Origin of the sequence: Vibrio sp. dhg, assembly GCF_003443775.1 — a bacterium.
In the GTDB taxonomy this organism is placed as follows: Bacteria; Pseudomonadota; Gammaproteobacteria; order Enterobacterales; family Vibrionaceae; genus Vibrio; species Vibrio natriegens.
This window is the reverse complement of record NZ_CP028943.1, coordinates 1,781,466-1,801,491: the sequence shown is the minus strand read 5'-3', so window position 1 is coordinate 1,801,491 and position 20,026 is coordinate 1,781,466. Positions and strand designations below refer to the sequence as shown.

19 protein-coding genes are annotated in these 20,026 nt (G+C 45.0%); 13 read left to right on the top strand and 6 right to left on the bottom strand.

The window, feature by feature from the left end; translation table 11 throughout:
• Positions 1–6 precede the first annotated feature (6 nt).
• From aguB to gabT, 4 genes are all read left to right on the top strand, one after another.
• The gene (gene aguB / locus DBX26_RS08280; RefSeq protein ID WP_118118700.1) at positions 7–873 is read left to right on the top strand and encodes an N-carbamoylputrescine amidase; all 867 of its coding nucleotides are present in this window, start codon (positions 7–9) and stop codon (positions 871–873) included.
• 12 nt (positions 874–885) lie between these two features.
• Positions 886–1,968, top strand: coding sequence for an agmatine deiminase (gene aguA / locus DBX26_RS08275; protein WP_014232020.1), 1,083 nt, complete (start codon positions 886–888; stop codon positions 1,966–1,968).
• A 71-nt stretch (positions 1,969–2,039) separates the two neighbouring features.
• Positions 2,040–3,467: an NAD-dependent succinate-semialdehyde dehydrogenase gene (locus DBX26_RS08270; RefSeq protein WP_118118698.1), complete on the top strand. Its 1,428-nt coding sequence runs from the start codon at positions 2,040–2,042 to the stop codon at positions 3,465–3,467.
• 11 nt (positions 3,468–3,478) lie between these two features.
• A complete protein-coding gene (gene gabT / locus DBX26_RS08265; RefSeq protein ID WP_065296923.1) occupies positions 3,479–4,750 on the top strand; it encodes a 4-aminobutyrate--2-oxoglutarate transaminase in 1,272 nt (423 codons plus the stop codon).
• Positions 4,751–4,846: 96 nt separating this feature from the next.
• Here gabT and DBX26_RS08260 read toward each other — a convergent pair whose 3' ends face one another.
• Positions 4,847–5,713, bottom strand: coding sequence for a DMT family transporter (locus DBX26_RS08260; protein ID WP_118118696.1), 867 nt, complete (start codon positions 5,711–5,713; stop codon positions 4,847–4,849).
• Between the two features lie 119 nt (positions 5,714–5,832).
• On the opposite strand from DBX26_RS08260, the gene DBX26_RS08255 reads away from it, so the two are divergent.
• The 4 genes from DBX26_RS08255 (at position 5,833) to DBX26_RS08240 (ending at position 7,839) form a co-directional block, all read left to right on the top strand.
• A complete protein-coding gene (locus tag DBX26_RS08255) occupies positions 5,833–6,315 on the top strand; it encodes a MarR family winged helix-turn-helix transcriptional regulator (RefSeq protein WP_118118694.1) in 483 nt (160 codons plus the stop codon).
• Positions 6,316–6,335: 20 nt separating this feature from the next.
• Positions 6,336–6,692: an MmcQ/YjbR family DNA-binding protein gene (locus tag DBX26_RS08250; RefSeq protein ID WP_118118692.1), complete on the top strand. Its 357-nt coding sequence runs from the start codon at positions 6,336–6,338 to the stop codon at positions 6,690–6,692.
• Positions 6,693–6,852: 160 nt separating this feature from the next.
• The gene (locus DBX26_RS08245) at positions 6,853–7,287 is read left to right on the top strand and encodes a DUF962 domain-containing protein (protein ID WP_020336390.1); all 435 of its coding nucleotides are present in this window, start codon (positions 6,853–6,855) and stop codon (positions 7,285–7,287) included.
• A 225-nt stretch (positions 7,288–7,512) separates the two neighbouring features.
• The gene (locus DBX26_RS08240) at positions 7,513–7,839 is read left to right on the top strand and encodes a hypothetical protein (protein WP_020336389.1); all 327 of its coding nucleotides are present in this window, start codon (positions 7,513–7,515) and stop codon (positions 7,837–7,839) included.
• Here DBX26_RS08240 and DBX26_RS08235 read toward each other — a convergent pair.
• The 5 genes from DBX26_RS08235 to metA form a co-directional block, all read right to left on the bottom strand.
• Complete coding sequence (locus DBX26_RS08235; RefSeq protein ID WP_118118690.1) at positions 7,836–8,927, bottom strand: sulfate ABC transporter permease; 1,092 nt, start codon at positions 8,925–8,927, stop codon at positions 7,836–7,838. The genes DBX26_RS08240 and DBX26_RS08235 overlap by 4 nt on opposite strands.
• 1 nt (position 8,928) lies before the next feature.
• A complete protein-coding gene (locus DBX26_RS08230; protein ID WP_118118688.1) occupies positions 8,929–9,405 on the bottom strand; it encodes a hypothetical protein in 477 nt (158 codons plus the stop codon).
• A gap of 11 nt (positions 9,406–9,416) precedes the next feature.
• Positions 9,417–12,581 (bottom strand): response regulator, encoded by a 3,165-nt coding sequence (locus DBX26_RS08225; RefSeq protein ID WP_118118686.1) that lies wholly within the window; start codon positions 12,579–12,581, stop codon positions 9,417–9,419.
• A 166-nt stretch (positions 12,582–12,747) separates the two neighbouring features.
• Positions 12,748–13,470 carry a type IV pilus biogenesis/stability protein PilW gene (gene pilW, locus DBX26_RS08220; protein ID WP_065296917.1) on the bottom strand — a complete coding sequence of 241 codons (723 nt, stop codon included), beginning with the start codon at positions 13,468–13,470 and terminating at the stop codon, positions 12,748–12,750.
• Between the two features lie 149 nt (positions 13,471–13,619).
• Complete coding sequence (gene metA / locus DBX26_RS08215; protein WP_118118684.1) at positions 13,620–14,561, bottom strand: homoserine O-succinyltransferase; 942 nt, start codon at positions 14,559–14,561, stop codon at positions 13,620–13,622.
• Positions 14,562–14,924: 363 nt separating this feature from the next.
• Between metA and DBX26_RS08210 the strand changes: the two genes are divergently transcribed.
• From DBX26_RS08210 to DBX26_RS08190, 5 genes are all read left to right on the top strand, one after another.
• Positions 14,925–15,281 (top strand): hypothetical protein, encoded by a 357-nt coding sequence (locus DBX26_RS08210; RefSeq protein ID WP_014232007.1) that lies wholly within the window; start codon positions 14,925–14,927, stop codon positions 15,279–15,281.
• 376 nt (positions 15,282–15,657) lie between these two features.
• Entirely contained in the window at positions 15,658–16,608 is a 951-nt protein-coding gene (locus DBX26_RS08205) for an LpxL/LpxP family Kdo(2)-lipid IV(A) lauroyl/palmitoleoyl acyltransferase (RefSeq protein WP_118118682.1), read from the top strand.
• A gap of 274 nt (positions 16,609–16,882) precedes the next feature.
• Positions 16,883–17,083 (top strand): DUF1656 domain-containing protein, encoded by a 201-nt coding sequence (locus DBX26_RS08200; protein WP_014232005.1) that lies wholly within the window; start codon positions 16,883–16,885, stop codon positions 17,081–17,083.
• A gap of 6 nt (positions 17,084–17,089) precedes the next feature.
• Positions 17,090–17,956: an HlyD family secretion protein gene (locus tag DBX26_RS08195; RefSeq protein ID WP_014232004.1), complete on the top strand. Its 867-nt coding sequence runs from the start codon at positions 17,090–17,092 to the stop codon at positions 17,954–17,956.
• A 2-nt stretch (positions 17,957–17,958) separates the two neighbouring features.
• A complete protein-coding gene (locus DBX26_RS08190; protein WP_118118680.1) occupies positions 17,959–20,010 on the top strand; it encodes an FUSC family protein in 2,052 nt (683 codons plus the stop codon).
• Positions 20,011–20,026 lie beyond the last annotated feature (16 nt).

Sequence of the window (20,026 nt, the reverse complement as noted above, 5' to 3'; positions counted from 1 at the left end):
TATCCAATGAGCAAAGTAGTTAAATTTGCAGCTCTTCAACTGACTAAGAGCTGGGATCTGGAAGATAACCTAGAAAAAGCAAAAAAGGCGATTCGTGAAGCGGCACAAAATGGTGCGAATGTGATTCTTCCTCAGGAACTATTCGCAGCGCCTTACTTCTGCAAAAAACAAGTAGCAAAATATTTTGAATTAGCGGAAGAAACAGAGAATTGTCGTCTTATCAAAGAGATGAGTGCTTTGGCAAAAGAGCTGGGTGTGGTTATTCCTGTTAGCTATTTTGAAAAAGCGGGTAATACCTTTTTTAACTCGCTAGTGATGATCGATGCTGACGGTACGGTACTGGAAAACTACCGTAAATCTCACATCCCTGACGGCCCTGGCTACAGCGAAAAGTACTACTTTAGCCCTGGTGACACAGGCTTCAAAGTATGGCAAACCAAGTTTGGTAAGTTCGGAGCAGGTATTTGCTGGGATCAATGGTTCCCAGAGCTAGCACGTAGTCTGGCTTTGCATGGTGCCGAAGCGATTTTCTACCCAACGGCAATCGGCTCTGAACCACAAGATCCAACACTGGATTCTCGTGACCACTGGCAGCGTACGATGCAAGGTCACTCTGCGGCAAACTTAGTGCCGGTAATCGCTTCAAACCGAGTCGGTACAGAAGTGGATGACGGCATTGAAACGACGTTCTACGGATCTTCTTTCATTACTGACCACACGGGTGCAAAAATCGCGGAAGCGCCACGTGAAGGCGAGACAATCATTTACGCAGAGATCGATCTAGAAGCAACAGCAAAAGCTCGTCACGCTTGGGGTCTGTTTCGCGACCGTCGTCCTGAGCTATACACAAGCGTTGGAAAGTTGGCTGTTTAAAGAGGCGTTACTATGAAGTTATCTACAACACCAGCACAAGATGGCTTCTATTTTCCGGCTGAATTTCAGCCGGTAAGTGAAGTCTGGCTAGCTTGGCCCGAAAGACGTGATAACTGGCGTGACGGTGCGGTTCCTGCTCAGGAGACGTTTGCCAGAATCGCCAACGCAATTGTCGACGTGACAAAAGTCAGTGTTGCAGTCTGTTCTCACAACTTTGACCGTGCGCGAAAGTTGCTTCATCCCGACGTTCGTTTGGTAGAAATTCCATTTAACGATGCATGGATGCGAGATATTGGCCCAACGGTTGTTGTGAATCAAACGGGTGATCGCCGTGGTATTAGCTGGAAGTTCAATGCTTGGGGCGGAGAATACAATGGCTTGTATGAAAACTGGCAGCAAGATGATTTAGTTGCAGGTTCCGTGTGCGACATCATCGGTATTGATTACTACCGCGCCCCGTTTGTACTTGAAGGCGGCTCGATTCATACCGATGGAGAAGGGACGCTTTACACGACAGAAGAGTGCCTGCTTAGTCCGGGTCGTAACCCTCACTTGAGCAAAACGGAAATTGAAGAGCAGTTAAAAGTTTATCTAGGCATCGAAAAAGTCATTTGGGTTCCAAATGGTTTATTCAATGACGAAACTGATGGTCACGTGGATAACCTGCTGCATGTGATTGCACCGGGTAAAGTCGTGTTGAGTTGGACTGACGATCCTAGCGATCCGCAGTACGAGCTTTCCAGACAAGCTGAAAAAGCGCTGAAGTCACAGCAAGACGCAAAGGGACGCGATATCGAGATTGTCCGTCTACCAATACCAGGGCCACTGCACTACAGTGAAGCTGAAGCCAATGGCATTGATGCGAGTGCAGGAATGAGCAGACAAGCAGGTGAGCGCCTCAGTGCGTCATACGCGAACTTCCTGATTGTGAACGACCATGTATTTTTGCCGATGCTCGACGAAGAAACGGATGCGATCGCAATCGAAATTTTGCAAAACGCGATGCCAGAGCATCAAATCATTGCTATACCGTCAAGAGAAGTGCTGCTTGGCGGTGGAAATATTCACTGCATTACACAGCAGATCCCAGCTTAAAAAGCGAAATACATCGCCACGAGTTGCTTCGTTAGTGTGGCGCTGTTGAAAAGCGGTTAAAAGGAATAACCATGGAACAGATTAAAAACAAAAGCCTTCTTTCGTTCATGGTGGCGAGTGAAGTGCAAGGTACAGCGGTAACCAACCCAGCCACGGGCGAAGTGCTTGGCTACGCGCCAGTGACGACTGAAACCGACATTCTGGACGGTATTGAACGCGCTAGCGTTGCACAAAAAGAATGGGCGGCGCTGCCAGCGAAAACTCGCTCTGGCTTACTTAAGCGTTGGTACCAACTTCTGCTAGAAAATAAAGAAGATCTTGGCCGACTGATGACACTAGAGCAAGGCAAGCCGTTGGCAGAGGCTCAAGGCGAAGTCCTTTACGGTGCAAGCTTTATCGAATGGTTTGCAGAAGAAGCGAAACGTACTTACGGTGACACCATTCCAGCACCAAGTGCAGACAAGCGTTTGGTGACCATTAAACAGCCAATTGGTGTAGCGTGTGCCATCACGCCGTGGAACTTCCCGATCGCAATGATCACCCGTAAAGCGGGTCCGGCATTAGCGGCAGGTTGTACTTTTATCGTGAAACCGTCAGAAGCCACACCATTTTCTGCATTTGCAGTGGCTGAACTCGCTTATCAAGCGGGTATTCCAAGAGACGTACTTCAAGTTGTTCTTGGTGAAAGCTCTCGTCAGATTGGCGCGATTTTCACGTCACACCCACTGATCCGCAAGCTTTCGTTTACCGGTTCTACTCAAGTCGGCAGTGTGCTGATGCAGCAATGTGCGGGTGACGTAAAACGCACGTCCATGGAGCTGGGTGGCAATGCACCATTCATCGTATTTGATGATGCAGATATCGATGCCGCAGTAACTGGTGCGATGGCGTCTAAATTCCGCAATGCTGGCCAAACGTGTGTTTGTGCGAACCGTTTCTACGTACACAGCAAAGTGTATGACGAGTTTGTCACTAAGTTTGATGCCGCCGTTCAGCAGCTTAAAGTAGGCAATGGCCTGGAAGAGGGCGTGAATATCGGCCCGGTGATCAGCGAGTCAGCGAAGCAGGGCATCCAAGCGTTAATTGATGGTGCTATCGAGCAAGGTGCGAAGCCAGTCACTGAGCTTAAAGAGCTTGATGGCTTGTTCATGCAGCCAGTGGTGCTAAAAGATGTGACTCACGACATGAAGATTGTCTCTGAAGAAATCTTCGGCCCTGTCGCGCCAGTGATTCGCTTTGATACTGATGAACAGCTTATCGAAATGGCGAACGATACGATTTACGGCTTAGCATCATACTTCTATAGCCAGAACATTCACCGTGTTTGGAAGATCGCAGAAGCGCTTGAATACGGCATGGTGGGTATTAACGAAGGCATGATCTCTACTGAAGTGGCTCCTTTCGGTGGTGTTAAACAGTCCGGCATCGGACGTGAAGGAGCAAAACAAGGTATCGATGAATACATGGACGTGAAATATCTCTGCTTTGGCGGTAACTAAGGATAAAAACAATGACTAACCAACAACTACACGAAAGAAGAAACCAGGTAATTGCTCAAGGTATGGGTGCGTTATACCCGCTTTACGTAGAGAAAGCAGAAAACGCGCATGTTTGGGATATTGAAGGTAACAAGTACATCGATTTCGCGGCGGGCATTGCGGTGACTAATACCGGTCATTCTCACAAGCGCATCAGCGAAGCGGTAAAAGCTCAGCTCGATAACTTCTCACACACTTGTGCAATGGTGACGCCTTACGCATCATTCGTCGAACTGGCGGAAAAATTAACTGAACTTGCTCCGGGTGAGACTAAGAAGAAAGCCATCTTCCTGACAACAGGCGCAGAAGCGGTAGAAAACGCCGTGAAAGTAGCACGTGCCCACACTGGCCGTAGCGGCGTGATTGCGTTTAAAGGTGGCTTCCATGGTCGTACCAACATGACAATGGGTCTAACGGGTAAAGTCGCGCCATACAAAGCAGGCTTTGGTCCTTTCCCAAATGAAATCTACCACGCACCATACCCGAATGCGTTCCACGGCATCAGTGTTGAGCAAAGCCTACAAGCTATCGATGATCTGTTTGCTTGTGATATCGAGCCTTCACGCGTTGCAGCGATCATTTTTGAACCTGTACAAGGCGAGGGTGGTTTCTACAAAGCACCTGAAGCGTTTGCACAAGGCTTGCGTGAGTTGTGTGACAAGCACGGTATTATGCTGATTGCCGATGAAATCCAGACAGGCTTCGCCCGTACCGGTAAGATGTTTGCGACCGAATACCTGGGTATTGAACCAGACCTAATGACCATGGCGAAAGGCATTGCGGGTGGCTTCCCTATCTCAGCTGTGGTTGGTAAAGCAGATGTCATGGACTCTGCACTTCCAGGTGGCTTAGGCGGCACTTATGCTGGCTCTCCACTAGGTTGTGTTGCTGGTCTGGAAGTCTTGAAAATCATCGAAGAAGAAGACTTGTGTGCGAAAGCGATGGGCATTGGCGAAGTAGTTAATGCACGTATGACTGAGCTGCAAAAATCAGTACCTGCGATTGGTGAAATCCGTACCACTGGTGCCATGATGGCGATTGAATTTACTGATCCAGAAACGGGTAAGCCTCTGCAAGATATGACTAAAGCGGTCATTGCTAAAGCGCAAGAGAACGGTCTCATTCTGCTTTCTTGTGGGGTAAAAGCGAACGTTATTCGTCTGCTTCCACCGCTAACTATCGAGTCAGAAGTACTGAACGAAGGTTTAGACAAACTGGAAAAAATCATTCTTGAGCTGGCGTAGTACCCAGTAAACAAATCGAGCCTTAATTCAATGAGGAAGTCAGCTGACTTCCTCTTTTTGATCAATCTGTACCGTCCTAAATAAGGTTGGTCATGCCTACTTGAAAAATTTCATCACCAGTTGTGGTAGTAGCGATACCAGAATCATACCCAACATCAAGCTATATTGAACAGGCGTGAAGCTTTCTCCAAGCAGTAACAAGCCAGATAAAATACCAGCAATCGGATTAATGATGTTGCCAAAGGTAAAGTCAACCACAGACATTCTTTGCAGAAGCCAGACATACATGGTGTAGCTTAATGCGGTATTAAGAATGATCACCCAGAGCAGCCCCAGGATGTTAGTAAGCGATGTATTTCGTACCGCACTGAGATATGGCTCAGGATCGAGGCTAGCCATCACGGCGGAAACAATTGTCAGAATTACGCCACCAATGATCAACTGCCAAGTAAGGACCGTCCACCAATGCATTCTTGTACCGAGCGATTTGGTCACGCTGCTGCCGATCACAATACACATAATTGCGGAAAGCATAGCAATCAAACCAACCGGATTCAGTGTGATGGTTGCCGGATTAAATAGCAGCCACGCGAGGGCAACCAAAGCAAGGCCTCGGCATACCTGTAACGCGTTAGGTCGGCGTTTATAGACCACCCAACTGTACAGCATCGCAAATACGGGTAATGAAACCATACCCACGCCTGAAATCGCCGCAGGCAGTGTGAGTGCCATGACAAAGACAAGGCAGAAGAACAGCGCAATGTTGATCGTGCCTAATACAAGCAGGGCTCTCCACTCGTGCTTTTTCGGCAATGTCGGCTTTATCGCGAGCAGCAGTAAGCCCGCGGGCAGCGCGCGCAGGACACCCAGTAGAATAGGAGGCCAATCTGGCACCGTATACTGCGTAACCGCGTAAGTCGTGCCCCAGAAAAACGCCGGGATCATGGCGAGTAAAATGTTCATGTCAAATATCTTTACGTTAAGATAATTAAGTGCAAAGATACGCCTTAGGTTACTTTTTGTAAAGTATCTTCATGTTAAAGTAATTAGACAAGCCGCGTTGCTTTGGAGAGAAGTAAGAAATGGACGCAATTGATAGACTGGTAGAGCAGTGGTTTAAAGAAAAGCCAGAGCTCGACACACAGCCGATGGCCATCATGGGGCGATTAATGAGAATTGCCAAACACATGGAGACTCGAGTCGCAGAGCTTCATAAGCAGTATGACCTTAAAATGGGTGAATTTGATGTACTGGCGACGTTGCGTCGAGCAGGAGCGCCATACTGTTTGACGCCATCAGCCTTGATCGAGTCAATGATGCTTACTTCCGGCGCGATGACTAATCGTTTAGATAAGTTGGAAACGAAAGGTTTAATTGTCAGAGAACATAGTAAGGAAGATAGACGCAGTGTCACGGTTGAATTGACGGCTAAGGGTTTGATGCTTATCGATAAGTTGATTGTTGAACATGTTGAGGTTCAACGAGGCTTTATGCATGGCTTGTCAAATGAAGAAAAGTTAAAGCTTAATGAGGCGTTAAAGAACTTGTTGCCACAGTTTGAATAAAATCAATTGCGGGGTGTGGGATGCAAATCAAAGCGTTAGAAACGTACCTTGATACGTTTATGTGCGCGGAAAGCGACTTTCCGTTTGGACCTGAAGCTTTAGTCTTTAAGATCAAAGGGAAAATGTTCGCAATACTTGCCCAAAGAGAGGGTCGAGACTACGTCAGTGTAAAAGTAAAACCCGAGGATGGTGAAGTGCTGACTTCTCAGTTCACTGATATCACCCCCGGTTACCATTTGAATAAAAAACACTGGGTCACGGTGTATTTCAATGGAGATGTCGAGGATGGACTTATCCAGGATTTATGTGAACGTTCATACGAGCTTGTCATTGCAAAGTTGACGAAAGCTCAGCGTGCTTCGTTAGGTTTCGCGTAGTTAGAGCACAGATAAATCAGAGTATTGGCAGGAGAAAGTGACGGATATCTCGCTCTTATCACCATGACCGAATTGAATTATTCGCTCGTGTTTCAGAAAAACTCGCGCCTTTATTAAGTACAGGCTATATAAAAAGTATAAGGGCAAAGAGGGAAATGCTATGCGAGCACTATCTGACTGGCTTAAAGCCTATGGGGAAAGTCATCAAAACCCAATCAATCGAAAAATTCACGCGATTGCCGTGCCCGGTATTTATCTTTCTGTCGTTGGGTTAATTTGGTCGATTCCTCAATTGTCTATCCTCGGTTATCAAATAAATTGGGTATGGTTAGCCGTGATTCCCGTTTGGATATTTTATTACCGGTTGTCTCTCAGTGTCTTCATGATGATGCTGGGCTATACATTGGCGTGTATTGGCTTAATCTGGTCATTGGAAGTGCTCCAACTTCCGGTTCTGTATATCTCTTTACTTATTTTTGGTGTTCTCTGGATGCTGCAATTCATCGGGCACAAAATAGAAGGAACCAAGCCTTCATTTTACGAAGACTTACAATTTCTTCTTATTGGCCCTGTCTGGGTGTTTAGAAAGCAATAACCACAACGCATCTGGTTAACCCTGCATGAGCAAAGGCTTGGGTTCTATCTTGTTTTGTCACTAGCCTCCATCGCGTCATGCTCTCCATAACGCTGTCCCAAATATTTAGGCTGATCGGCTGGTTTGGACAGCAATGCTTTGTTATTCACACTATGCTTAAAGTGATGTGGCGCACTGAAACCAAGTGGTTATGTGCTGAGTGATAATGTCACGTATGGAGGGGAGATGTATAACCGCGAGCACAAATATAGTTACTGGAAAGAGGAACGTAAAAAAGGCAAATGGCACTACATCTTAAAGTCGTTTTTTATGATTTGTTGTGCGTTGCTGGTCGGTAAAGTAATTGGTTTATTCATTTTTGGCGACTTGCACTCCTTTATGGATATCATTGAACAGTTGCCAGCGGATTTGTTTATCATGATGCTGGTGGGATTCCCTATTAGCGTATTAGGTTGGTATCACGAAGAGTCGAAATTTTTTAGAGCGTTAAGGCGAAAAGATAAGCAACTCAAAATGAAGCAGAAAAGTGCCAATCAACAGAAGCAAAACTAGAAAACAAAGTTGAGCATTAACGTATACATGTTGGCATTATCGTCTTCCGGCATTGATGAGAAGGTACCTAACCCATCACCAAACGCCTTAAAATATTGCCATTCTGCATTAAGAGATACGTTGTATGTAATGTCATATCTTAATCCCAACAGGTAGCTATCTCCGGTTTTATTTTCATGTTCATCGAAGATTTGCCCGTAGACAGTGTACGGTGTGAATTTGTTCCTATTATAACTGGCGGTGGCGTACCAAGTGGTTGAGATATCACTGGTTTGGGCTTCTGCCGCTAGAGTGAATCGATCTATTTCATACTTAGCCCCCAACGAATACAGGTCTATCTTTGAGTCATTTTCTGTAAGCGTTAAACGGTCGACCACAATAGTGCCAAGGCCTGGAACGTCTTGTTCGGCGTTCGAAAGAATGGTGGTTTGGTCATAGTCTCCGTTTAAATAAACAAAGTTCCAGCGATAGCGGTCACCACTTAGCGTCACATTGATGCCAACGACATCATTCACATCCACTTTAAGTTTTGTATTGTCATTGATGGTGATATTGCTATCGTCTTTGAAGCCTACAAATGGCATAGCAGTAATCATCGCTTTGTCATTGAGGTCATAAAGCCAACGAACTGAAAATCCATTATAGGCCGTGATACCGAGTAAACTGTCATACACTTCTGTGGGAGCACGAGCGGGCGTGAGCGCATGCCCGACGTAATAATACTCGGACGCTAAAAATAAGGGCAGCCTTAAACGGCCTGCGTAAATATCGTAGTTTTTGTACGTATAGGCAAGATACGCCCATTCGAGCTGCGGGTCACTCCAGTGATCTTGTGGCCTTTTTACCACTTGTACTGACGACCGCAATGCACCGGAGAAATAATCAAACTGCACACCAAAGGTTGTATCACAATCAAAGCAGCTTTCGTCTTTGATGAATCGGTTAATTAGTAATGGTGTGTCGTTATCTGATCTCGCCCAGGAGGCTGAACCAAACCCACTCAATGAGAGATTATCTGTTATTTCAATGGTTGCTAAGCTCGGAAAAGCGATGCTGGTAAGTAGTATTGTGGTCAGATATTTTTTCATATCAATTCTCCGAGCTTACAACATATAGAATGTGGACGTTAGATGGCAGACTGTTTAAAGGTGCGTAGCCAATTCGATTGGGTTGTTCTTGCATCCATGCCAATAGAGCATCGATACTTGGCTGTTCGATGACTTTGGGCGGGCGGGCTTTACCTGAGAACGACAAACTCGCCCAATGTGCGTTCATTTGGGCAAGATTTTTATTAAGAAGGTAGCGATAAAACTCTGTCCGTTCGGTTGACGTTTCTGGCCAGTCAGAAAGCTCTACTCGCTCTCCTTGTAACAGGCTTGTTTTACCTCTGTAGAGTTTTCTTGCCTTGTTTATTGTTAGCGCATCAAACTTTGAATTAAATGAAAAAATGGCGTAGTTATCAGCGGCGTACAAGGGCGCACTCAGGATCAGAAGATAAACCAGTATCAACGTGCTTGTCGCAAGCGACCAAGAGGAAGGGTGATAACGAGGACCGAGACTCACCATAAGCCGTTAACCTAAATCATCGTTTCGATTTGATGCAGTAGCTTTTCTTTTCTAACTGGTTTTGGCACATAGGCATCCATCCCTGAGTCAAAGCAACGCTGGATATCATCATCTACGACACTGGCGGTTAACGCGATGATGGGCGTTTTTTTAAGCCCGTTTTCCTTTTCAAAAGCACGAATTTGCCTTGTCGCTTCGAACCCGTCCATCACTGGCATCATGCAGTCCATCAATATGACGGAGAAATTGGAATCTTGTTGGAATTTTTCCACGGCTACCTGGCCATTTTCTGCAATTTCATATTGATAGCCTGCCTTATCCAACAGTAACGACGCCACTTTTTGATTGACGCGGTTGTCTTCTACCAGCAAAACTCGATCTGTTTTCAGTGACAAAGCATTAATCGTTGCTTCACCCACACGTTGAGTAGGCAAAGGTGAGGCATCGGTTACGTCTTTCACTTCTGGTATATTCTCGGCGTTCAAAGGTTTTTTAAAGCTAAGACCAAATGCTTTATCCAACTTCTCCTTTAACATATCGGCTTTAAAGGGTTTTGGAATGTAGTCGTCCATTCCAACAGCTAAGCATTTTTGAATATCATCATCGACCACGCTCGCGGTGAGCGCGATGATCGGGATACGAAAAGGTCGTTGTTCACTGGCTTCAATTTGACGAATGTGTTCGGTTGCTTCAAAACCATCCATTACTGGCATCATACAATCCATCAGTATCAAGCTGTATTGGTGCTTTCTGAACATATCGACGGCTTCCACACCATTCTCGGCAATATCAAAGTTAAACCCCGCTTTAGTCAGGTGCAGGCCTGCTATCTTTTGATTAACGGTGTTATCGTCCACAATCAAGACGTTCGGCAATGTGGGGACGTGAAGGGGAGCAGAATGAAGTGAGTTAGGTTCTGAGAAACTGGCTTCACATCTTTCAAGTGCTGCGAGAAGGCGTTGACCGAGTAGTGGCTGAGTGATAATGACGCTGACCACTTTGCCAAAATCAAATTGGTCACTATGCAAATGTTTAATTAAACAGATGCGAATGTTTTGGTTTTCAAGCCTGCGCATATAATCGGATGTTGTGATCGCCACATTGGGTGCGCCCTCAGCGTAAACAATGATGATATTTTCATTGTCGTTAATCCAGGTTGGTAAGGCGCTGAGTTTATTGACCGACTGATGAATGTCGATCTGATAGACGCTCAACTCATCGCGGAGTTTCATTTCCATTTCGGTGTCATCACACACAAGCCAAATCTGACTTTGGTTTAACGTATGGTGAGGAGTAAAATGTTGCTGAGCCACCGAGGCGGTCACTTCAAAGAAAAAGCGGCTTCCGCGTCCCTTCGCTGATTCCAGTTGTATCGTACCTCCCATTAAATCCACAAGTTGAGTACTGATGGCGAGTCCCAGGCCAGTGCCTCCAAATTGTCGTGTTGTGGAGTTATCTTCTTGAGCGAAGGGAGCAAAAATAATTTGTTGCTGTTGCTCATCAATCCCAATGCCAGAATCTTCAACGGCAAACTCAATGGTGGCGCAAGAGTCGGTGAGCGCTTTAGTGGTAACAGAAAGCCGTACATAACCTTGTTCCGTAAACTTTACTGCGTTGGACAGAAAGTTCATGATGACTTGGCGCAAGCGGTGATCGTCAACCATGACATGGTAGGGCGTATTTCGGCTGATATTGACTTTTACATCAATGCCTTTCTCTTTCGCTTTAGGGCATATGATGGAGGCGATGTCGTAGATTGACTCGCGAATGCACGTTGAATGTGGACTAATTAAAAGCATACCGGATTCAATTTTAGAAAAATCCAGTACGTCATTGATAAGGCCCAGCAACAGTTGTGATGAGGTTTCTATCGTATCGACGTAGTCGCGTTGTACCGCGGTCAGAGCCGTATCTGACAAGACTTCGGAGATGCCAATGACACCATTTAACGGCGTTCGTATTTCGTGTGACATGTTAGCCAGAAAACTGCTTTTGGCTTTACTCGCTTCGATCGCCTCATCTTTTGCTTTTTCTGCGTCTTCTTTCGCTTGGGTTAATTTCAGTTTGGTTTGCTCGCGCTCAAAGCTGAGCTTATCGACTTCACGGGCAAACCTGCTGAGCTCATCTTTGCCTTTTATCAATTCGGATAACGGTGAATCTGAGTTATAACTCTCGCGAGCAAGGAATTCGAGGACGACATTTAAATTTCCGGTCACTTTACGAATAAGTCGGATCGTCAGGCTAATCACCAAGATAGTAACGAGCGAGATGGCAGCGATAAAGACTAAACGATGCTGAGTTGTTCTGGTAATCGACTGACTGATACTCGCTTGCAACTGCTGCTCAATTTTGTTGTCGATATCGTGGATGAGAGAGAGACGTTTGTTGAGCGCTTCCAACCCGTCAGAAATTTGTTGAGGGCTGAGCATCTGAAGTTCTTGTTCTTGAAGTAAACTGGTTCGAAACTCTTGGCTTATTCGAAACACATCGTCGGTAAAGGTATCAATGAGCAAGTTGACCTGCTTTTGGTTGGCGTTCAGTGTCACGAAGCGCTCTATCAATAGCTGCTGGTTCTGAACCAGTGACTTAATTTCGTCACGAATATCCGAGTCGTAGTGCTGATCCTTTTCAACTGACTGGATGAGAAAATGACTGAGTTGATGCTCTTTGGTCGACCAAAACATAAGCCATTCGAGTTGGAGAATAGAAGACAGATCGTTACTGGTTTCATGGCTGATATTATTAAAGTAGATTTGATCTAAGCTCAGAAGGATCTGTTCATAAAGATCCGTTCGCCATTCTATAGCGTCCAGTCGTTCATCATTTTCTTTGGCAGACAGTAATGAGGCATTCGCTTCTTCAAAGCTCGTCAACAGACTAGAAATTTCGGCATTTGATCCGAAAATCGCAGGCGTCCACTTTTTAAGCTCTAGAGTGAGTCGCTGCGCTTCCTCGGATTTATCGCTAACTTGCGGATTATTAGGTAAGTCGTAAAGGTATGAGACGATATCGATATAGTCAGTAAATCGTTGCGCCCTGTGTAATTCTTGGGCTTGGGTTGAAAGGCGGTGTACGTGCTGGCCTGCCAGTATAAGCAATAGCACAATTGGCAAAAGAACTAAGCCAAATAGTTTTTGCTTTACAGACAAGTTATCCCAGGAAAAAATTCCGCTCACAGTACACTTCCATATTCATAAAGTTGATATGAAAAGTGTAGTTTATCTAACTAAATAGTTAGTCTGGTAAACAGAACTCTGACGAAATAGAGAATAGAAGTGTGACAAGACTTCAAATAGACTCCCTATTAAAAACAGGGACTTTCAGACTGATTCATCTGATTTGTTACATTTGGTCGAGTTGTGCTCTATACCTTTTTTCCAGAGCCTCATTTCCAGCCACACGTTCTAGCTCAACCATAAGTTGTAATGAGGGCTTTTTTACCCCATACATTTGATTGAATCGCATTAAGCGAATTCTGGCATCGGTAAAGTCACCCGACTCAATTTCCAGCTTCGCGAGTTGCAGTATCGATTTTGGTCTGTGAGGATCGTGCTCAATAGCGCGAGTAAAGTAATATCTTGCTTTATCGTTGTCTTTGGATTTAAGAGAGCAGAACGCGGCGTTTTCATAGCTCGCGGGGATCAAATAGTAGTAGGGTTGCTCAATGGCTCGTGTAAACATCAGATCTGCTTTTTTATATTCTCCACGTTTACACAAAAACGTGCCGTAGTTGTTGAGCACGTTACCGTTTTTGGCATGTTGGTTGAGTGAACGTTTATACATTTCCTCGGCTTTTGACTCTTCGCCGACAGACTCGTAATAGTGCGCCATAGAAAGTTGTGCACGGTAGTAGTTAGGTGCGTGAGTAAGCGCTTGTCGCAAATTGTCATGAGCACGGATAGTGCTGCCACCTTCCAGATAACCCAAGCCGAGAGCGATACGGGACTCTGCCATAGCGATAGGGTCGGGCTTAACGATCGGAGAGCCGTCTTCTTTTACGGTAACGCATCCCAGCAGTGAAAATTGAGTCATCAGCAAAAGTGTGCCCAGCTTAATCGTTTTCATTTCTCGTCCCTGTATCCCTAAATCTCACAGCATGATAAGAATTGCGAGATAAAAACCTATTGACGAAAAATTACTATGCGAGCGGGTTTGCAAACTGATATGAAAAAGCCGCCATATGGCGGCTCGGTTCACAAAGTTAACGTATTGGATTAGTCATCTTTAGTGAAAGCAGACTCACTGAAATGGTCAAGATCGTACGGTGTTTGTTGGTAAACACAGTAGTTTAGCCAGTTTGCGAACAGCAAGTGACCATGGCTTCTCCAGCTTGCACTCGGAACACTGTCTGGATTATTGTTCGGGTAGTAATTCACCGGAATTGCCGGCTCCATTCCTTCGCCCAAATCACGAATGTACTCATTGTGGAGAGTATGAGAGTCATACTCAGGGTGGCCCGTCACAAATACGTTTCGTTTGTCTTTGGTTGTTGCTAGGTAAACGCCAGCCACATCAGAAGTCGCTAAGATATCCAGGTCCGTATGTTCCTCAAGGAAGTGAGGTGAAAAGTCTGCATAGCGAGAATGCGGAGCCAAAAACGTATCATCAAAGCCGCGTAATATTGGATGATACTGGTTATGAATTTGATGGTGGTAAACACCTGAAAGCTTCTCTTTACGCGTCTTTTTCGGCAGGTCATAAAGTAACTTTAACCCAGCTTGAGCTGCCCAACATACGTAAAGGGTAGAGGTGACATGATCTTTAGCCCACTCCATGATTGTTTTTAAATGGTCCCAATAAAGCACATCTTCAAACTGTACTAGGCCAAGTGGCGCGCCTGTGATAATTAAGCCATCAAAGTTCTTATTTTTAACCATCTCAAATTGACGATAAAAATTGTCCAGATGTTCGGTAGGCGTATTTTTACTCGGGCGATCATCAATCCGCAATAATTCGACATTGACTTGCAAAGGACTGTTTGAAAGCAAACGCAAAAACTGCGTTTCAGTCTCAATTTTTTTAGGCATCAAATTCAGAATCAGTACTCGCAACGGACGTATTTCCTGACTAGCCGCTCGAGTCTCACTCATCACGAAGATGTTCTCTGTCCTTAGTATGTCAGTTGCTGGTAATTGATCTGGAATTCTAATTGGCACGACTTTCTCTCCCTAATTCTAGTCATCTAGACGTCTATACATCTAAAGCTAACTCAAATCGTTATAGATGTCGATACGAAATGTGACTTAAAACAAGTTTAATGCCTGCGCATTGATCTGAACAATAAATACATCTGCGCTTTTCGTGTCTGGTATACCTTCATGGCTGGCTAATTGTGACTAAATCAGAAGTTTTGATGAGACATCATTGAAACACAGTGAACTGTATTTGAAGGTCATTATGTGATCACGCTAATATGGCTTTGTTGACTGAGTAAGCAAAATTCGAGTCATGTAAAACTTATCCATCTCAAAATAATACTGTGGTTTGCAGTTTGAGATGAATCGTCATTGGAGGACACTATGTTCGGTATTTTTAAGCGAAAAACGAAAATCCAGAGCATTGCTCAAGAAGTTCCCAGTTTACTGCTCAGCATGTTTGGCGATAAAAGCACTTATGCGCCCGATGAAATTGATATTGCCTTGCTGCAACTTGGTTACGATAAGCAGAAAGATATCCACCATCACCAATATGCTTATGGCATGTTCAGTAGTGAATCGAGTTATCGACAGCTGGGTTTAATCGATGAGCTTGGAGACTACAGACACTTTCAGCGTGAGGTTGGGAAGATGCTACTCAATACTCCCGAGCCTATTGATATGCATATCTATTTTGTTATCTCTCAGGAGCATCACAAAGCGGCTAATACGCTACATTAATGCTTTCACTGTGCCGCGACTGTTTTCAAAAGCGTGGCACAGTTTTCTAGCTTGTTTTTCCAACACATTTTTCTAACACCTTTCTTTATCGTCCTTTCGAAAGCGTATGCGCTGCATTTTCGGGTAGGAAAATTCTATTTATTCAAAAGTTCATGAAAGTATGTAGGTAATTTACTCTAACCAATGTTAACGTGCTCAAATCTTTTGTCGCCTTTACAATTTAATTCGAAGTCAGTTTGGGTTCCCTGTGTAGTGTGTCGAAGATCCATAAAATACCCGCGCTTTAACTTTTTTTGAAGTGCAAACAATGATAAACGTTTATGCAATTATCATTAACTTTAATTATTTATAGATGGGCACATCTGGCGATTCTTTCATGAACAAACAAAAAGAGCCTGTTTTCGAGGCTCGGTTTCTAATGCCTCGGTACTGGGGAACTCTACTCATCATCGGGGTGATGTATTTACTTAGCCTTCTTCCTTTCAAATTTCAGTTATTCCTGGGACGCAATATTGGCCGTTTGGCCATGCGATTAATGAAAAAGCGTCAGGTCACCATTCGTCGCAATTTAGAGCTCTGCTTCCCGAAGATGGACGAGAGCAAACGAGAAGCGATACTGAAGGCCAACATCGATAATTCTGGCATTGCACTGTTTGAGACAGCGATGGCTTGGTTCTGGTCGGATCGCAGGGTTAATAAACACGTAACGATAAATGGGATGGAACACCTTGAAGCGTTAGAAAAAGACGGCAAAGGGGTGTTGATGCTTGCCGTTCATTCCATGAACTTAGAGCTGGGTGCACGTGCATTTGGCATTCAAAAATCTGGAATGGGTGTTTATCGACCGAATAACAACCCTTGTTTTGACTATTTTCAGTACAAGGGTCGTTCGCGTTCTAATCGTACTTTGATCGATCGTAAAAATGTTAGAGGAATGCTGGACGCTTTGAATTCAGGCAATCGTGTTTGGTATGCGCCTGACCATGATTATGGAACCAGACGATCGACCTTTGCGCCTTTGTTTGCTGTTAAAAACGCCTGTACCACAACAGGCACCAGTTTACTTGTCGATGCAACAGACTGTGCCATTGTGCCGTTTACCATGGTAAGAGGGGATGATGGCCATTACACATTAACGATCAGGGAGCCAGTTGACGGATTTCCTAAAGGTGATACCAAAAACGCGGCGATTTTTATCAATAAAATTGTTGAAGAGTCGATTATGGCGAGCCCTAGTCAATACATGTGGTTACACCGCCGATTTAAAACCAGACCGCAGGGTGAAGATTGTTTGTACAATCCTCAGTTAATCCCTGCGATGAGTTAGTGAATCGTTTTTAGCTGTTAATGCTAAGTAGTGGTTTAACATTTTGAAGCCCCCAATCGTTCACGATTATTGGGGGCTTTTTATTTGGATAAGTGAAACGATACGGGGATTGAGCCTCTTTTTTCTCGATAGGCTAGATCACTGAGGCCTGTCATTTCTAACCTGTTTAATCTGCTATTTTTTTTACATTCATTGGGTTGTATAGTGAATGTACTAAGCTTTTCTAACAATCCGTTTTTATCAAGCCAACACCAAGAATCGAGAACTATGCCCTATGTTTGACGAGTTAGCTTTTGCCGGGCTTCTGTTTAGTCCGTTGGTGGTTTTTATGCCTCTTGCTTTTTTACTGTCATGGAGTACGCGTTTTGTGCTGCATAAATCAGGCTTATACGCAAAACTGTGGAAGGCACCTTGGTTTGAAGTCAGCTTGTATGTCTGTTATCTCGCGTTGGTCATTTATCTATTTGGGAGCTAATCATCTATGGGAAAATTCGTTCGCATCTCCCTCACTCTTACGACTTTGGTTATTGCCGTTATTCTTGGCCATTGGATTTGGCAACATTATCTGTATTCGCCTTGGACCCGTGATGGACGAATAAGGGCTCACGTGATAACGATTGCTCCGGATGTTTCTGGTTGGGTTAATGATGTTGAGGTCAGTGACAATCAGGATGTCAAAAAAGGCGATGTTATTTTCACCGTTGACGATGCTCGCTATAAAGCGGCGATAGCCGAACTGGAAGCGCAGGTTGAAAATAAAAAATATGCATGGGAATTAGCAAAACATCAGTACTCACGTCGTGAGACATTAACCAATAAGCAATTGATTAGTGAAGAAACGGCGGAGAGCGCCCGTATCACTACGGAACTTGCCAAGTCCAATTACAAACTGGCGCAGGCCCAACTTGCCAGTGCCCAAATCAACCTAGATCGTACCGTTATCAAAGCGCCAGCGGATGGCAGTATCATCAATTTGACTCTTCGCGTTGGTAATTATGTCAGTCAGGGTAAATCCGTACTTTCATTGGTCAAAGCGAACTCTTTTTATGTGACGGGGTATTTTGAAGAAACAAAAATTCCACTGATCAAGCTTGGCCAGAAGGCAAAGATCACCCTAATGAGTGGCGGTAAAGCATTAACCGGAACGGTTACGAGTATTGGTGACGCGATTGCTGACAGTAACACGACTGCGAACAGCCAATTGTTACCACAGGTTCAGCAGACCTTTAACTGGGTCCGTTTAGCGCAACGAATCCCGGTGGATATCCAATTGGATGATTACCCTGATGATCTAAATCTTAGTGCCGGGATGACCGTTTCTATTCATTTAGATGAGAACATGCAGTAACCATGCAAGCACTGTTTAATAGTCTAATTTTCCCTGACAAACAGGCGATAAAGTTTGCTATCAAGGGCGTGATTGCGATGGCGCTGTCTCTGTACATCGCCATGTTCCTGAATCTAGACCGACCGTATTGGGCGTTAATTGGTGCGGTATTTCTGCAAATTCGCCCTGAGGGTGGTTTGGTTGTTGAAAAGGGCATGTACCAGATTATCGGCACACTGGTTGGCGGGTTTGTCGGTATCACAATTCTTCAATGGTTCGCACCTTACCCTGAAATAGCACTCGGCTTATTGGCGCTCTGGTTGGGCATCAACTCTGGACTATCAGCAATGGTGCGCCGCCAGAATTTAGTCTACGCCTTTGCGATGGCTGGCATGACAGCGTGTTTAGTCTGTTTGCTTGTTATGATTCAGCCAGAGATGGCGAGCAGCCAGCGCGTTTTCGACATTGCTCAGGCCCGAATTAGTGAGATAGTCATTGGTGTTATCTGCGCAACTCTGGTCAGTAAACTGATTTGGCCAGTGAAAGTGAAAGATGGTCTGGTAGTCAACGCGAGGAACGTGATTAACCAGACGTTAGGCTATTTAGTCATTGAGCTGGATAAAAATGGTACTCACCAGGAACGTCACCAGACAATCGATAGTATACTCGAATCGGTGACGGCTCTGAGTGATGACTCTAGTGCAGTGAGCTTTGAAGGGCCGGAAGGTTTAGGTCAAAGCAGAGCTGCCAATTCGATTGGTAATAGCGTGTTGTCGCTATTGGCTCTGGTGCAGATATTCGGGCGTTTACAACGTCGCCATCCGGAGCTTGTCGGCGAGGTTCTTGAGCCAGTACTGGACTCGATGCGGACGAGCTTTACGCAAATGGCAGCCTCAAGAGATTATGATGAGTGCTACGCTATTGTCCAGTCACTGCGCCGTAAGCAGATGGAATATGCCAATCAGGTTAGTGAGAAAACTCCGCTGCAAAAACGGTTACTTAAGATTGCTCTTGAGTTGAGTGCTGAGTTGATTATGTTGCTGAAAGGTTATGCAAAGTTATCCAGCAAAGAGACGACCAATTTGAATGCACCGAGTTTCCAAAGCCATCGTGATCCGTTGGTCGGTATTACTACCGGGCTTCGCAGTGTGTTGCTATTTCTGGTTGGCGCCGGGCTCTGGGTGGGGACGGGCTCATCCTCGGTCATGATGATTATGATACTGCCTGTGGTATTTTCTATTATGATGGCTCGCTTACCAATGGCTATTCTTACCACAGTGTTGAAGCGGTTATTGGTCGGTATTGTTATCGCCTTACCATTGGCCGTTTTTTATGCACTGCCGTTAGTCGCGGCAAGCAGTAAAGATTTTGAGCTGTTAGTGCTCATACTGGCTGGTCCATATTTCTTAGGCTTGCTGGCGTTAGCGAATCGAGCAACCTTACCGTACGGTCTTGGCATCTGTATCCCTTTTACTACCTTCGTTATGCCGAGTACAGATATGACCCGGGCACTAACCATTAACACGACGATCAGTAATGGAATGGCCATTTTTGTTGGTGTAACGGTGCTTTACTGGATTTTTAAATTAGTCACAGGCCCAAGTTTACCACTCATGCAGTCTCGTCTGATGAAAGCGACTCAACGTGATCTTATTGACATGGATAAGCACACCGCGCCAGAGCAGTGGTTCAATGCGCGAATGGGGGATCGGTTATTAAGAATTTCGACTTATGATAAAGCACTCAGTTCAGAGAGAAACGTTACAGACCTGGCGTTAACCGGATTAAATTTTGGTCATGTTTCCATGCGATTGCATCGTATTATTCGAAGAGTCGCAGATAATCAATTGGATTCATCTTTGAAATTCTGGCAGGAGGCGCTGGCGAATGCATACCTTAGCGCTTTTCATGGTAAAGAAGACCCGAGGTTTCAGCTTGCCAATGAGTCACTGTTGTCGAAACTGGATGAATTTGGTTTTTTGCAGGAGCAGAAAGACATACTGACTGGTATGTGTGAACGCATTCAACTGACTCTTGAACGGAGCGCACAAGCCATCGCGGCAGAAAAAGCCTAACTAGAGATGTGTAAGG

What these genes read in the sequence shown, in the direction of transcription:
- aguB (WP_118118700.1), top strand. Translation starts at nt 7, where the DNA reads ATGAGCAAAGTAGTTAAATTTGCAGCTCTTCAACTGACTAAGAGCTGG.
- aguA (WP_014232020.1), top strand. Translation starts at nt 886, where the DNA reads ATGAAGTTATCTACAACACCAGCACAAGATGGCTTCTATTTTCCGGCT.
- DBX26_RS08270 (WP_118118698.1), top strand. Translation starts at nt 2,040, where the DNA reads ATGGAACAGATTAAAAACAAAAGCCTTCTTTCGTTCATGGTGGCGAGT.
- gabT (WP_065296923.1), top strand. Translation starts at nt 3,479, where the DNA reads ATGACTAACCAACAACTACACGAAAGAAGAAACCAGGTAATTGCTCAA.
- DBX26_RS08260 (WP_118118696.1), bottom strand. Translation starts at nt 5,713, where the DNA reads ATGAACATTTTACTCGCCATGATCCCGGCGTTTTTCTGGGGCACGACT.
- DBX26_RS08255 (WP_118118694.1), top strand. Translation starts at nt 5,833, where the DNA reads ATGGACGCAATTGATAGACTGGTAGAGCAGTGGTTTAAAGAAAAGCCA.
- DBX26_RS08250 (WP_118118692.1), top strand. Translation starts at nt 6,336, where the DNA reads ATGCAAATCAAAGCGTTAGAAACGTACCTTGATACGTTTATGTGCGCG.
- DBX26_RS08245 (WP_020336390.1), top strand. Translation starts at nt 6,853, where the DNA reads ATGCGAGCACTATCTGACTGGCTTAAAGCCTATGGGGAAAGTCATCAA.
- DBX26_RS08240 (WP_020336389.1), top strand. Translation starts at nt 7,513, where the DNA reads ATGTATAACCGCGAGCACAAATATAGTTACTGGAAAGAGGAACGTAAA.
- DBX26_RS08235 (WP_118118690.1), bottom strand. Translation starts at nt 8,927, where the DNA reads ATGAAAAAATATCTGACCACAATACTACTTACCAGCATCGCTTTTCCG.
- DBX26_RS08230 (WP_118118688.1), bottom strand. Translation starts at nt 9,405, where the DNA reads ATGGTGAGTCTCGGTCCTCGTTATCACCCTTCCTCTTGGTCGCTTGCG.
- pilW (WP_065296917.1), bottom strand. Translation starts at nt 13,470, where the DNA reads ATGAAAACGATTAAGCTGGGCACACTTTTGCTGATGACTCAATTTTCA.
- DBX26_RS08210 (WP_014232007.1), top strand. Translation starts at nt 14,925, where the DNA reads ATGTTCGGTATTTTTAAGCGAAAAACGAAAATCCAGAGCATTGCTCAA.
- DBX26_RS08205 (WP_118118682.1), top strand. Translation starts at nt 15,658, where the DNA reads ATGAACAAACAAAAAGAGCCTGTTTTCGAGGCTCGGTTTCTAATGCCT.
- DBX26_RS08200 (WP_014232005.1), top strand. Translation starts at nt 16,883, where the DNA reads ATGTTTGACGAGTTAGCTTTTGCCGGGCTTCTGTTTAGTCCGTTGGTG.
- DBX26_RS08195 (WP_014232004.1), top strand. Translation starts at nt 17,090, where the DNA reads ATGGGAAAATTCGTTCGCATCTCCCTCACTCTTACGACTTTGGTTATT.
- DBX26_RS08190 (WP_118118680.1), top strand. Translation starts at nt 17,959, where the DNA reads ATGCAAGCACTGTTTAATAGTCTAATTTTCCCTGACAAACAGGCGATA.